Genomic DNA, 13,429 nt, shown 5'->3' on the forward strand with positions numbered 1-13,429 from the left:
AGAGCTTGCGCTGGATCAAACCGCAGCGCCCCGGAGGGGGCAAAGGGCGCCCTCTCCGACAACCGCTCTCCGGGTCGGTGGAGACAATGGCCCCGACCGTAGCCTTGTCCAACCCCAATTCCCGGAAGGAGCCACATCCATGAAGCCTGTCCCGTTCGCCCGCACTGCCGCCCTCTCCATTGCCCTGGCCCTGACCTGCGCCACCGCTGCCCTGCCCGCCGCCGCCAAGTCGGTGGCCGAATGGCAGACCATCACCAGCCAGGCCAAGATCCCGCTGGAACAGGCCATCACCCGCGCCACCCAGGCCGTGCCCGGCAAGGCCATCGAAGCCCAGCTGGACGACGGCGACGGCATGGGCCCGCGCTACGAAATCGAAGTCATCACCCCGGCTGGCGACAGCGTGGAAGTCTGGGTCAACGCCATCACCGGCCAGGCCGCCCAGCACAAGAACGACGGCGCCGCCAAGCGCAAGGACCGCCAGCGCCTGGAAAAGGCCAAATCCACCATAGAGCAAGCCATCCAGGCCGCCACCAAACACACCCCCGGCACGCCCGTCAGCGCCAAGCTGGACTCCCACTGGGGCCAGACCAGCTACCAGGTCGAAGTGCTGCAGGCCAACGGCACGCTCATGGAAGTCAAGATCGACGCTGTGGGCGGCGAAGTCATCCGGGCCAAGAAGGACTGACCCACGGCCCCAACCCGACAGCGCGCTTCAACATGGGGCGCGTTTTTTTTTCGCCCATTTTTTGCCTCGGCCCTGCCATATTCGCAGGCCATCCACGCCTGCTGCACTATTCAGGCCAACGCCACCGACACCCCCTCATCCGCAAACCGCTTCGCAGCCCTGAGCAGATAGCTCACGGCATAAAGAATGGGGTCATCGGCCTCATCGCCATTGAGATGCTCCACCACCTCAATGGCATAGCCCAGATTCACCGCCGTGTCGTGCAGCAGGCCCACCAGTTCCTTGTCTTCCGGCTCCAGCGACTGCGCCTGATCGGCCTTCACGTAGTAGATGCGCAGCAGGTCGCGGCACACGCAATTGATGGCCGTGACCTTGTGGCGAGCGAGCAGGTCCAGCACATCCAGCGCAGCGCCCATGTGCAGGACGGCGTCTATGGCGAGGTCTTCGAGTTTGGGTGGGGGTGTGGTGGCGGGAGTTGGCTGGGGCATTGGGGATCCTGACGAGGCTGTCACTGTTCTCCAGATCACTGGTCGAGGGGTTCTGGAGAGCCAGAGAGCAGAGCTTCCGGATTTGCCTTGCTTGTGTCTGCCACCTGTAGTTGGAGTTTTGTAAAGCTGCTGGGAGGCTTTTCATGCAGGGCTTGAACAGGTCCAGGCCTTTGGACCGTGTTCAAGCTGCACAAAGTGATGGGGGTGTAGCGGGCGAGTTGTCAGGTGATCGCAGTACTCGATGAGAGACTGTTGCCGGCCAACACCAGCCGCTCAGGGCAGAAGGCTTCACGCTCAAACGAGCTGGCCTACTTGAGGCCCGCATGGCGGGTGGAGATACAGACCTGTTGCAGACTGTGGAAGTAGCATCCCACTACCCGTATCTGAGCTTCGCCCGACGCGCCTATGGGAATTGCACATCGCGGTTGGTACCTTGTTACGGCAACACGATCTGGGGCAAGCCTAAGACGTGAATATGTTGAGTTCAAGTATGCCGCAGTGGGCGGCGCAGGCTGCTACACAGTAGACTTGGCTGGTATCCAACAACCGGTGACCTCCACCCGAGATTGAGGGCTGGCCCGGAGACCTGAGCCGGACCCCATGGCGCAGAATGCGTTGAAGACAGCAGAACTCCGATATTTAAGGAAGCGCATCATGAGCATGAATACATATCTTAAGGGGCGCCTGCGCAACACAACCCTGCATCGGAACCAGGGGTTAATGCCTCTTTTCGAGGCTGTCGTAAATTCCATTCACTCTATTGCTGAAATATCAAATGATCCGACTTACGGGAGGATTAATATTGAAATTCTCAGGGAAAGCCAGGGAAATCTGGCTTTTGAAAATGGAAAAGCAAAACGTGGCGCACCCCCGCAAGAGCCAATTGTTGGATTCAAAATATCCGACAATGGAAGTGGATTTAATGACAGGAACATGGCGTCCTTCGAGACGTTGGACAGCGACTACAAGGCCGGTCAAGGGTGTCGTGGTGTTGGACGCTTGCTTTGGCTGAAAGCCTTCGAGGCAGTAAACGTTCACAGCGTGTTTACAGCAACAGAAGGCCAGGCTTCAAGCTGCACATTCACTTTCACAGCAAGCCAGGGCGTAGGAAACAAGGTCTTTCTTGATGTTAAGCCTAACTCTAATCCCATCACTACTGTACACCTGACCGGCTTTGAGCGCGCTTATAGAGAAGCCTCACCAAAAACAGCGACCACTATTGCCAACAGCCTCTTTGAGCACTGCCTTTGGTACTTTGTACGAGACGGCGGCGCACCGAAAATACTATTGAAAGATGGATTCGAACAGATCGACCTAGAAGACGTCTATAACGAATACATGCAATCATCCTCAACGAAGGAGGAGATCAAGCTAAAGGATCAAATTTTCGAGGTTACGCACTTACGTCTAAAAGTCGGACCGGATAGGCAGCATTTCATTGCTTGGTGCGCTGCGAGCAGGGTCGTATACAAGGAGAATCTTTCCGGAAAAATTCCTGGCTTGCACGGAAAAATTAAGGACGACGCAGGAGACTTCTTTTACGCGTGCTATGTCACATCCCCGTTCTTGGATGAACGTGTTCGCCCGGAGCGAATAGGGTTTGATATTGTCGAGACAAGCGACGATTTGTTCTCTGACAGCGAGTTGGATCTTAATGCCATTCGTTCTTCGATCGTAAGTGCATCAAAAGCGAACCTTAAAGATTACCTGGATGCGAACGAGCGTTCCAGCAGGGAACGAGTGGACAAATTCATCTCACTTCGTGCGCCTCGCTATCGCCCGATTCTCGGAAGAATAGATCCCAGAAAATTAAATGTAGATCCGGAAATATCCGACAGGGACCTCGACTTACTGCTACACAAGCAACTCGCCGAAATTGAAGGATCGTTAATATCCGAAGGCCATGAAGTAATGAATTTTGGAATTAGCGAAACCCCGGCACAATATCAGAATCGACTGCAGAAATACCTTGGAAAAGTCGATGACATAAAAAAGTCCGATCTCGCAAACTATGTCTTCCACCGCAAAATAATTCTCGATATCCTTGAAAAATCAATTGCGATTGGCCCTGATGGGAGGTACGCACGAGAAGATTTGATCCATGAAATCATTATGCCAATGCAGAAGACGTCTGATGAAATAACATCGGATAACTCAAACCTTTGGCTAATTGACGAACGTTTGGCGTTTCACAACTTTCTTGCGTCTGACAAGACACTTTCCTCCTTGCCAATTACCGGCAACACAGAAAACTGCGAACCGGATATTTGCGCACTCAATGTTTTCGATGAGCCCCTACTTGTGAGTGACGGAATTAAACTACCTTTGGCATCAATAGTAGTAGTCGAGATCAAAAGGCCAATGCGAAATGATGCAGCTGCCGGGGAAAAGAAGGACCCCATTGAACAAGCACTGGGCTACCTTGAAAGGATCCGAGAAGGAGGCGCCAAGACTGCGCGAGGGCGAGAAATTCCTGGATCCCAGACCATCCCCGGATTCTGCTATGTGATTAGCGATCTCACTCCTACAGTGCGCTCGCGGTGCAAATACCACAACCTCCGTGTGACTAGCGACAATCAAGGATATTTCGGCTACAACGATAATTTTAAAGCGTATATTGAGGTTAGCTCGTTTGATCGAATCCTGAACGCCGCGCGCGAAAGAAACCGGGCCTTCTTCGACAAGCTTGGGCTACCGACAAACTGAGCTAAGAAAAGTGGGCATCTACCGAACAAGCATGAAGCGCCGCCGATCGAGATTTTCGCAGCGTATTTCCCGCCTCTATTGAGGATTGAGTCTGACTAACCCAATAAACAAGGCGACGATAGCTGCGTGCGGACCCGGCCTCTGCCTTCCCTGTATTTTTCTCGTTGACGCTGTGGCAGTGGTCCAGTCCTTTGCTGTCATTCGGCGGCTCTACAGTTAACTCTCGACAGTACCCGCTCATAGGCGGTTAGCAGCCCTCCAACGTGCCGAAGTTAGCCGACGGCAATCGCTGCAACGCAGTCGCTGGCAGGTTGCGCAACGGCGGTCAGCAACGGGTCGATCAGAGATCGTTCACACCGCCCATCCCCCAACACAGCACCCCACGCAGCAAGTGCACCGCCACCCAAGCGCAAACGCCTGATCAATTTCCCTCCGGATGCAGCATGGCCACCATGCTGCCCGACCAGCCCTGCCCCCGCCAGGACCACCCCCCCAGCCAGCACTCCCGGAGCCAACCACGCCCAAAACCCTCTTCATCAGCCTCCCAGTAACCGACCTCGCCACCTCCACCGCCTTCTACAAAGCCCGGGCTTCACCCAGAACCCGCAGTTCGCAACGAAGACGGTTCCGCCCTGGTCTGGAGCGAGGCGGTCCAGGTCATGCTGGTCACGCATGCTAAGTGGCGCACTTTCACGCAGCGGCCATTGCCGCCTGCGGGATCGTGCGGATTGATGCTTTCGCTGGCCCTGGACAGCCGCGCTGCCGTGGACGCGATGAACGAGGCCGCCGCAGCCCATGGCGGGCAGGCCGATGTGAATCCGATGGAGGACCACGGCTTCATGTACACGCGTGATCTGGCCGACCCGGATGGCCATATGTGGGCGGCGCTCTGGATGGACCCGGCGGCCATGCCGCAATCTGTTGGATGAATGGGTTTTTTGTCCAGGGATGAGGGCAGAGTGCGTGATGCGGGTTGCGGGCGGTGGCTTCAGGCTTGCGGCAGATACCCCGGAATTCGGGGGTAGGCTTTCCTCGGTGGATACTGCTCCGATCATCCCAGCGGAGCCAAGCATGCCATTGCCGAAGATTGGACTCATCCCCTGGTTGCTCCTTGGTGCAACCCCCGTATGGGCGCAGATCAATGCCGGAGACCTGCCCGCCACCCCGTCGCCCCCCTTCAAGCTCGCGAAGGTCGCGCAATTCGATCTGCCCTGGCGCATGGCCTTCCTGCCGGACGGGCGCCTGCTGGTCACCGAGAAGCCCGGCAAGCTGTACCTCGCGACGCAGGCTGGGCAAAAGCTTGCCGTCACCGGCGTGCCACCCGTGCTGCACGAAAACCAGAACGGCCTGCTGGGCGTCTACCTGGCTCCGTCCTATTCCAGCGACGGGGCCATCTACCTGACCTATTCGGAGCCCGGCGAAATCCGCGGCACCTCCAGCCTGGCACTCGCCCGCGCGACGCTCAGGATCGGTGCCGGCACTGCCGCGCTGGAGGACCTGAAAGTCATCTGGCGCGACCCCGTCAAGGGCAAGGGCGGGCAGGTCGGCGCAGCCGTGGCGTTCTCGCCGGACCAGAAGTTCCTGTTCCTCACGGCCGGAGACCGGCAGCGTTTCACCCCTGCCCAGGACCCGAACCAGCCGGCCGGCAAGATCCTGCGGCTGACCCTGGATGGCAAGCCCGCGCCCGGCAATCCGATGGAGGGCCGGACCGGCACCACCTCGGTGCCGGTGATCGACCCGCCCAAGGACACCGAGGCCGCCAAGACCACGCCGGTCCTGCGGACCTTTGTCTTTGACGGCCCGAACCTGACGCCGTCCGAGACCTGGTCCACGGGCCACCGCACGCCCTACGGCCTTGCGTTCGCGCCGGACGGCCGTCTTTGGGAGCTCGAACATGGGCCGCGCGGCGGCGATGAACTCAACCTGATCGAGCCGGGCAAGAACTATGGCTGGCCGCTGGTCTCCTATGCGGTGAACTACAACGGCGTGCCCATCGCCAGCCCGGACACGCGCAATGACCTCACCAGGCCCGTGATCTACTGGACGCCCGTCTTCGCGCCGGGCAGCCTGATGTTCTACAGCGGCGAGATGTTTCCTGCCTGGAAGGGTTCGGCGTTCGCGTCCGGCCTCGTGACCCGCGCCCTGCACCGCATCGAGGTGAACGGAGCGACCGCGACACCTGCCGAGCACTGGACGGTGGGCTTTCGCGTCCGTGACGTGGCGCAGGCGCCCGATGGTGCGTTGTGGCTGATCGAGGACGACCGCAAGGGAGGACTGTATCGGCTCACGCCGAAGTAGACAGCCCGGGGCCATTGCGGCACGCGGGTGCGGCAGCTCAGTGCAGCCGCCCTGCCGAAAACGGCACCAGCTCCATTCGGTCCCGCCCCTTGCGCTTGGACGCATAGAGCGCTTCATCGGCCTGCTTGAGCCATTGGGACAGCTCCGTCCCGGGCTGGTCGAACCGGGTCGCGCCGATGCTCAGGGACACGGGTTCCGGCGTCTCGAACATGGTGCGTGCCTGCTGGGCGAAGGCCTCGCGCAGATCCTGGCCCAGCGCATGCGTGCTCGCCTCGGAGACGCCGCGCAGCACGATCACGAACTCGTCCCCACCCAGCCGCGCAGCCAGTGCTCCGCGCGGCAGCACGCTGCGTATGAGGTCGCTCAGGGTCACCAGCAGGCGGTCGCCGGCGTCGTGGCCGTGCAGGTCGTTGACCTGCTTGAAGTGGTCTATGTCGATCAGCAGCAGGGCGCAGGGGTGGGCCGGCGAGGCCTGCGCCAGCAGCGGTGGCGCGCGCAGGTAGAGCGCGCGCCGGTTGTCCAGGGCGGTGAGCGGGTCGCGGGCGGCGATCTGGGCGATGCGCTCTTCGCGGCGATGGCGCTCGGTGCCGGTCATGGACATGGCAAGCAGCATGATTGCCATCACCCCTTCCACCAGCGAGACCAGGATCACCGTGCCGTGGAAGCTGGCCAGGTTGACGAAGGCATCCAGCATCACGACCGAGCCGGCCTTGGCGAGGTAGAACAGGCCGTGCGCCAGCAGGACGAAGCGCAGCTGCACCGCGCCCACGCCCAGTGCACCGCCCTGGGGGCGCAGCAGCAGGCCGGCGCGCAGGGTGATGATGCCGATGAGTAGCGACTGCACGCCCAGCATCGCCTTGGACCACCAGGGCCCGTCAGGCAGCAACAGCATCGCCAGCCAGACGGCCGCCAGCAGCCACCAGGAGCGCGGCAACCGCACGCATGTGAACCAGGCGACGCCGGCCAGGAACAGCCAGTGGGCGCAGATCAGCAAGCCGTTGGGCAGCCAGATGCCGAACAGCACATGGCCCCGGGAACGCAGCAGGGCCAGCACGCAGCCCACGGCGATGATGGCAAACCCCGCGCTCCACAACAGCAGCGAGCGCTCTCGCACGCTGCTCCATTCCATGGCCAGATACAGCGCCGAGGCGGCGGCCATCGCCGTGGTGAGGACGAGCAGGGTGAAGGGATCGAGAGCCATGGTCGATGAAGGTATCGGCACAGGCTGGCTCCTTTTGAGAGCTGCCAAGTGGGGGCATACGGCGACGGTCGAGGCCACCGCTTCGACTTTGCGCGGACAGCACGGGGCGCATTGTCGCAGGATGCGGGTTCTCAGGCATCTCCTGGGGCCGGGCCGCTTCGGGTCGATCCGCGCCGGCCACATGCCGGCAGCAGCGTCGCGTGAGCGGATTCGATGGCCGGCTACACAGGGGCGCTGCCGATGCGGGAAAGACACTCTGCACTCAACACCTGGCTGTCGACTTTATAGATGGCAGAGTAAGGGAAAAAGGTATTCTTCTGCTTCAACACAAAGGCAGCAGGGCAAACCTCCAACAGCTTGTGGAGAAGCGGCGCATAAGGGCCATAAGTCCACTCGCCGGCATCAAAAATGTAGTCAGGTTTGAATTGAGCAAGCTCTTTCAGGAAATCTTCTGTCGTCTGCGAGTTCTTGTGTTGATCAGGGCGACCAATGATTGTTCTATTGAAGAACATGCCATATTGATAGTTGCTGACAAGAAAAATCCGTCGCTGCTTGTCTATGATGTCGTCATACACATCAATTGCATCATTTCCGAATTGCGATATGAAAATCGCCCTGTTTCCGTCCTGGAGTGACGGGAAATTTCGTTGAAATGCAAGATAGACAGATGAAGTCAGCAGTGTTGCAGAGATTGCCACAGCAATCAAATTCATGGAAAATCTTCCTGCAAGATTGAAATTCCCTGAATCGCTTTTCGGATCATCAACACATGGATACTTTTCAGTCAAAAAATGGATTGCAAGCGCTGTGGACACGAAAAGCACATGAATCCCATGACGTTGCTCGTAGGAGCCTGCGGCAAACCATATGACAAGAAAAGGAAGAACGCACAGAACCCAGAGCATTCTCCCCTTGCTTGAAATCGAGGAAATGAGCATCGTCCCCAGCAGAAGCAGACCTATTTCTGGCGCATCAATGATATATTTTTTTATGGATAACAGGATGGATGCCAAAAATCCGCCATTTTTCTCTGCGATATCAAGCACCCCTTGATTACCTGTGAAATTGGGCGCCACAAAGAAAGGCCAGATTGCGGCCAACAGCATCATGACGCTGCACGCAGCCAGCGCCACAGGCCTCCATTTCCAACGCCATACGCCATAGGCCGTCAATACCGGTAGCGTGACGAGGCACCAAACCAATCCCGGCTGCTTGGTGAGAGAGGCCAGGAAGCCGCAGAACAGCGAAAGCAGCAATGGGCGTAGATTTCCAGGCTTCTTCGAATATTGCAGCAAAAGGGTGAAGCTCAACAGGATCAATGCTGTCGCAAGCGGGTCGGCATAGGCCCAGAACAGAAGATTCGAAAAGCTTGCCAAGGCCCAGAAAACCAGCAACAAGCTCAGCCAGTTGATGAATCGACTGGAGCTGGCGGCGACAAGATCGGAAAACGCGATCAAGACAACGAGAGCCGGTATGCCACAGATGAGCTTGGCCGCGAAGTGCGATACGTGATTTCCTTGGGTCAGGAAGACGGAAGCCAGCTCATATGAGAAAAACTGAGGATAAGGGGCCTGGGTGTAGTAGGTATCGTAGGGCTGCTTCAGAAAATGCTGTACCCCCCACATTCCCCAACTATATATTTCGTCGTGCCTGATGAAGCCGGTTCCGGTAGGCTTTGATGCAGATGCATAAATACCGACCACCATCAACGATGCAAAAGCAAGCATTGGCAAATTTCCATTCACCAATATCCCATGAACGATTCTGGTGACTGCGACAGCCAGGAAAGCGAAGGCCACAAGCCAGGCCAAGATATACAACAGCCGCGGAATATCAATGTATTTACCGACCAATGCAAATCCTGCCGCCAATGCAATCCCCATCATTGCGCATGCTGCATATTCAGAGGATGAGAACTCCGCAACATGGAATTTTTTCTTCAAGAAGAGCATCCATATGAAAAAGCAAAAAATAACAACCTTCATTCCCAGCCAATGCCAATCAGGACGGCGAATACGTTGTTTTAATACATATAGCTTGTACAGGTTCTGGGCGGCAATTCTGGAGCTCGAGCCCCAGTATTACGCAAATCTGCGCCATACAATGCTAGGCCGCGAGAATGGCAAAGGCAATCAGACCAGTCTTATTTTTCGATTTGCTGTATGCAAGCGCAGCACAACCTATTCCGCCAGAACTGCAAGAATGCCGATCCGATCTGTATCAAGCCCCCATCGGATCTCTCGATATCAGCCGACGCACATGCTCAATGAAAGCCTGCAGCACCACGGGTGACTGGCTGCCCCTCCACGCCATCACCGCCGGCGTCATGGCCTGCTGCGGCCCGCGCAGCGGCACGAAGACCACGCCGTTCATGCCCACGCGCCGCATGCAGCGGGGCACCAGGGCCACGCCCTGCTCTGCCGAGACCAGGGCCATGACGGTAAGCCACTGGCGCGCGGCGTGGCGGGTGTGCGGATGGATGCCGGCCTGCTGCAGGCAGGCGATCACGTTGTCGTAGTTGGCGGGGGCCACTTCTCGCGCGAACATGACGAAGGTGTCGCGGGCAAGTTCGCGCAGGTCGATGTCGCGCTGGCCGGCCAGCGCGTGCGAGGCAGGCAGGCAGCAAACGAAAGGTTCCTCACCGATGGACAGGGTCTGCAGGCCGTCGGGCGGATTGGCGATGTTGAGAAAGCCGCAGTCGATCTGGCCGCTGGCAATGGCCTGCAGCTGCTCGCGCGTGGACATTTCATGCAGGCAGACCTCGACCAGGGGCCGCTCGGCACGGAAGGCGCGGCAGAAATCCGGTACCTGCCGGTAGACCATGGAGCCCGTGATGCCCACGTCCAGCCGGCCCTGCATGCCTTCGGCCACGCCGCGCACCACGTCGGCCGCGTGCTGGATCTGGGCCAGCACCTTGCGCGCCTCGGTGAGAAAGGCCTCGCCGGCGGGCGTGAGGCGTACGTTCTTGGCGTCGCGCTCCATGAGGCTGACACCCAGGTCCTGCTCCAGGGTCTTGAGCGCCATGCTCAGCGGCGGCTGGGTGATGCACAGGCGATGGGCCGCGCGGCCGAAGTGGCGCTCCTCGGCCAGGGCGACGAAGTAGCGCAGCAGATGGGTTTTCATGGACGGTGGCGGGTGGGCAGGAGGCGAGCCCGCATCTTGCACCATGGCCCGCCTCCCCCTCAGTACGATTTCGGCAGGCCCAGAACCTTTTCCGCGATGAAGCACATGATGAGTTGCGGGCTGACGGGCGCCAGGCGCGGGATCCAGGATTCGCGCATGTAGCGCTCCACGTGGTATTCCTTGGCGTAGCCCATGCCTCCGTGCGTGAAGATGGCGGCTTCGCAGGCCTTGGCGCAGGCTTCGGCTGCCAGGTACTTGGCGGCGTTGGCCTCGGCGCCGCAGGGCAGTCCCTTGTCGTAGAGGAAGGCGGCCTTCTGCACCATGAGGTGGGCGGCTTCCAGCCCCATCCAGGCCTGGGCCAGCGGGTGCTGTATGCCCTGGTTCTGGCCGATGGGGCGGTCGAAGACCACGCGCTCCTTGGCGTACTGGGTGGCGCGCGCCAGGGCCGCGCGGCCCAGGCCCACGGCCTCGGCGGCGATGAGGATGCGCTCGGGGTTGAGGCCGTGCAGGATGTACGAGAAGCCCTTGCCCTCTTCGCCGATGCGGTCCTCGGCGGGGATGCGCAGGCCGTCGATGAACAGCTGGTTGGTGTCCACGCATTTGCGGCCCAGCTTGTCGATCTCGCGCACCTCGATGCGTTCGCGGTCCAGGTCGGTGTAGAACAGGCTCAGGCCTTCCGTGCCCTGGCACTCTTCCACGGGCCGGGTGCGCACCAGCAGCAGGATCTTGTTGGCCACCTGGGCCGTGGAGATGAAGACCTTCTGGCCGTGGACCACATAGACGTCGCCATCGCGCACCGCGCGGGTCTGCAGCTTGAGGGTGTTCAGGCCCGCGTTGGGCTCGGTCACGCCGAAGCAGGCCTTGTCCGTGCCCGCGATCAGCGGAGGCAGCCAGCGGCGCTTTTGCGCGTCGCTGCCGAAGACCACGGCAGGATGCAGGCCGAAGATGTTCATGTGCACGGCCGAGGCGCCCGACAGGCCCGCTCCCGTGGCCGAGATGGTGTGCATCATCAGCGCCGCCTCGCTGATGCCCAGGCCCGCGCCGCCGAACTCCTCGGGCATGGCGATGCCCAGCCAGCCCGCGTCGGCCAGGGCCTTGTGGAAGTCGTGCGGGAAGCCGCCTTCGTGATCCTTGCGCAGCCAGTAGTCGGCGTCGAAGGGCGCGCAGGCGCGCTCGACGGCGTCGCGGATCTGTTCCTGTTCTTCGCTCCACAGAAAGTCCATGGTGTGTTCTCCGTTCCTTGTCGCTTGTGGTGTCTGTGGGGTCTGCTCAGGCGGCCGGTCGGCGCACTCGCCCGGGGTTCTCGCCGTAGGGCGGGCTGTAGAAGACCAGCAGGCGCACGGGTTCCTCGCTGGTCACGCGGAAGATGTGCATGCAGTCCTCGGGAAAGAAGCAGGTGTCGCCGGGCTGCATGGCGAAGCTTTCCTTGCCTCCTTCGCCGTCGATCTCCACCTCGGCCGTGCCGGCCAGCAGGTAGCAGGCCTGCTCCATGCCCGGGTGGGCGTGGGGCAGCGCACCGCCGCCTTTCTCCAGCGTTCCCAGCACCAGTTCCATGTGGCGCGCGCCCACGTTGGCCGCGCTGACCAGGCGGCGGTTGGTGGTGCCGTGGTGGTTGGCGGGGCTGTAGCCGGGTACGTCCTGTTCTCGGATCAGATAGCGGGGCATGGCTGGTTTCCTTGTGCTTGTGGTGGGGTGTCTTGCAGCGAGGCGGCCTGGCTGCAGGCGCGGCTGGCCTGCAGGGCCGCCAGTTCGGCCTCGGTCAGGCCCGCATCGCGCAGTACCTGCAGCGTGTGCTCGCCCAGGCGCGGCGCGGGGGCGGCGCGTTCGGCGGGCGGCGTGGCGCTCCAGCGCGTGGGGCTGGCCGTGGTGCGCAGCCGGCCTTCACTGGGGTGGTCAATTTCGTGCACGAAGCCGGTAGCCTGGTGCTGGGGGTCGGCGATCAGGTCCTCGGGCGAGGCCATGGGCATGTTGGGCACGTCGGCCGCGTCCAGCAGCGTGCGCCATTCGGCGGTGCCGCGCTCGCGCATCAGCCGCGAGACTTCGGCGTAGACGGCATCGATGTGCAGGGCGCGCTGGCCGTGGGTGGCGAACATGGGTTCGCGCATGCGCTCGGGCTGGCCGATGGCGGTGAAGAAGCTGTGCCAATGCTTGTCGTTGTAGATCAGCACGCACAGATAGCCGTCGCGCGTGCGGTAGGGGCGGCGGTGGGCCGTCAGCAACCGTGCATAGCCGGGGCCGCCGAGTTCGGGCTCGAAGGACAGGCCGGCCATGTGGTCGCCCAGGATGAACTGGGTCATGGCCTCGAACATGGGCACGACCACGGCCTGGCCCTGGCCTGTTTTCTCGCGCGCATAGAGGGCGGCCGTGACGGCGTAGACGGCATGCAGGCCTGTGACGCGGTCGCCCAGGGTCATGGGCGCGTAGGCGGGCTCGCCGCCGCCGTATTGCTGCGCCAGCCAGGGCACGCCGGTGGCGCCCTGGATGAGGTCGTCATAGGCGGGCCGGGCCGCGTTGGGGCCGCGCTGGTCGAAGCCGCAGCAACTCACGTGGATGATGCGCGGGTTGCGCGCCGCCACGTCCTCGTAGGCCAGGCCCAGTCGCGCCATGGCCTGGGGCCGCACGTTGCTGACCAGCACGTCGCAGCCTTCGGCCAGGCGCAGCAGGGCCTCGCGCGCGGCGCCCTGCTTGAGGTCCAGCACCACGGAGCGCTTGCCCTGGTTGGCCTGCAGGAAGATGTGGCCCATGGCGGGATTGCGCATGGGGCCGACGTGGCGCATGTTGTCGCCCTCGGGCGATTCGACCTTGATCACCTCGGCCCCCAGGCCCGCAAGGATCTGGGTGGCAAAGGGGCCCATGACCACCGAGGTCATGTCCAGCACCTTCACCCCGGCAAGAGGGCCTTGCTGCCCCTGCTGCGCTTCTTGCATG

Annotated in this window: 11 protein-coding genes; 4 read left to right on the top strand and 7 right to left on the bottom strand. The window is 60.9% G+C overall.

Annotation, left to right across the window (positions count from 1 at the left end; all coding sequences use genetic code 11):
• Positions 1–139 precede the first annotated feature (139 nt).
• On the top strand, positions 140–685 hold the full coding sequence (locus L1Z78_RS14650) for a PepSY domain-containing protein (RefSeq protein WP_234637136.1): 546 nt from the start codon (positions 140–142) through the stop codon (positions 683–685).
• A 110-nt stretch (positions 686–795) separates the two neighbouring features.
• On the opposite strand, the gene L1Z78_RS14655 is transcribed toward L1Z78_RS14650, so the two are convergent.
• Complete coding sequence (locus L1Z78_RS14655) at positions 796–1,173, bottom strand: hypothetical protein (RefSeq protein ID WP_234637137.1); 378 nt, start codon at positions 1,171–1,173, stop codon at positions 796–798.
• Positions 1,174–1,827: 654 nt separating this feature from the next.
• Here L1Z78_RS14655 and L1Z78_RS14660 point away from each other — a divergent pair.
• From L1Z78_RS14660 to L1Z78_RS14670, 3 genes are all read left to right on the top strand, one after another.
• Positions 1,828–3,879 (top strand): DUF4263 domain-containing protein, encoded by a 2,052-nt coding sequence (locus L1Z78_RS14660; RefSeq protein ID WP_234637138.1) that lies wholly within the window; start codon positions 1,828–1,830, stop codon positions 3,877–3,879.
• Positions 3,880–4,538: 659 nt separating this feature from the next.
• Positions 4,539–4,808, top strand: a complete 270-nt coding sequence (locus L1Z78_RS14665; RefSeq protein ID WP_234637139.1) for a VOC family protein — start codon at positions 4,539–4,541, stop codon at positions 4,806–4,808.
• A gap of 142 nt (positions 4,809–4,950) precedes the next feature.
• Positions 4,951–6,177 (top strand): PQQ-dependent sugar dehydrogenase, encoded by a 1,227-nt coding sequence (locus L1Z78_RS14670; protein ID WP_234637140.1) that lies wholly within the window; start codon positions 4,951–4,953, stop codon positions 6,175–6,177.
• Between the two features lie 37 nt (positions 6,178–6,214).
• On the opposite strand, the gene L1Z78_RS14675 is transcribed toward L1Z78_RS14670, so the two are convergent.
• From L1Z78_RS14675 to L1Z78_RS14700, 6 genes are all read right to left on the bottom strand, one after another.
• Positions 6,215–7,378 carry a GGDEF domain-containing protein gene (locus L1Z78_RS14675; RefSeq protein ID WP_234637141.1) on the bottom strand — a complete coding sequence of 388 codons (1,164 nt, stop codon included), beginning with the start codon at positions 7,376–7,378 and terminating at the stop codon, positions 6,215–6,217.
• Between the two features lie 221 nt (positions 7,379–7,599).
• On the bottom strand, positions 7,600–9,321 hold the full coding sequence (locus L1Z78_RS14680) for a hypothetical protein (RefSeq protein ID WP_234637142.1): 1,722 nt from the start codon (positions 9,319–9,321) through the stop codon (positions 7,600–7,602).
• Positions 9,322–9,598: 277 nt separating this feature from the next.
• The gene (locus L1Z78_RS14685) at positions 9,599–10,546 is read right to left on the bottom strand and encodes a LysR substrate-binding domain-containing protein (RefSeq protein ID WP_234637143.1); all 948 of its coding nucleotides are present in this window, start codon (positions 10,544–10,546) and stop codon (positions 9,599–9,601) included.
• 14 nt (positions 10,547–10,560) lie between these two features.
• Positions 10,561–11,724 carry an acyl-CoA dehydrogenase family protein gene (locus L1Z78_RS14690; RefSeq protein WP_234637144.1) on the bottom strand — a complete coding sequence of 388 codons (1,164 nt, stop codon included), beginning with the start codon at positions 11,722–11,724 and terminating at the stop codon, positions 10,561–10,563.
• Positions 11,725–11,770: 46 nt separating this feature from the next.
• Complete coding sequence (locus tag L1Z78_RS14695; RefSeq protein WP_234637145.1) at positions 11,771–12,166, bottom strand: cupin domain-containing protein; 396 nt, start codon at positions 12,164–12,166, stop codon at positions 11,771–11,773.
• Positions 12,151–13,428 (bottom strand): CaiB/BaiF CoA transferase family protein, encoded by a 1,278-nt coding sequence (locus tag L1Z78_RS14700; protein ID WP_234637146.1) that lies wholly within the window; start codon positions 13,426–13,428, stop codon positions 12,151–12,153. Before L1Z78_RS14700 ends, L1Z78_RS14695 begins: the two co-directional genes overlap by 16 nt.
• Between the last annotated feature and the right edge of the window lies 1 nt (position 13,429).

It is taken from the genome of Delftia tsuruhatensis, from assembly GCF_903815225.1.
GTDB lineage: Bacteria > Pseudomonadota > Gammaproteobacteria > Burkholderiales > Burkholderiaceae_C > Comamonas > Comamonas tsuruhatensis_A.

Coding starts and splice junctions, on each gene's coding strand:
- L1Z78_RS14650 (WP_234637136.1), top strand. CDS start 140: ATGAAGCCTGTCCCGTTCGCCCGCACTGCCGCCCTCTCCATTGCCCTG.
- L1Z78_RS14690 (WP_234637144.1), bottom strand. CDS start 11,724: ATGGACTTTCTGTGGAGCGAAGAACAGGAACAGATCCGCGACGCCGTC.
- L1Z78_RS14695 (WP_234637145.1), bottom strand. CDS start 12,166: ATGCCCCGCTATCTGATCCGAGAACAGGACGTACCCGGCTACAGCCCC.
- L1Z78_RS14660 (WP_234637138.1), top strand. CDS start 1,828: ATGAGCATGAATACATATCTTAAGGGGCGCCTGCGCAACACAACCCTG.
- L1Z78_RS14655 (WP_234637137.1), bottom strand. CDS start 1,173: ATGCCCCAGCCAACTCCCGCCACCACACCCCCACCCAAACTCGAAGAC.
- L1Z78_RS14685 (WP_234637143.1), bottom strand. CDS start 10,546: ATGGTGCAAGATGCGGGCTCGCCTCCTGCCCACCCGCCACCGTCCATG.
- L1Z78_RS14665 (WP_234637139.1), top strand. CDS start 4,539: ATGCTGGTCACGCATGCTAAGTGGCGCACTTTCACGCAGCGGCCATTG.
- L1Z78_RS14670 (WP_234637140.1), top strand. CDS start 4,951: ATGCCATTGCCGAAGATTGGACTCATCCCCTGGTTGCTCCTTGGTGCA.
- L1Z78_RS14700 (WP_234637146.1), bottom strand. CDS start 13,428: ATGCAAGAAGCGCAGCAGGGGCAGCAAGGCCCTCTTGCCGGGGTGAAG.
- L1Z78_RS14675 (WP_234637141.1), bottom strand. CDS start 7,378: ATGGCTCTCGATCCCTTCACCCTGCTCGTCCTCACCACGGCGATGGCC.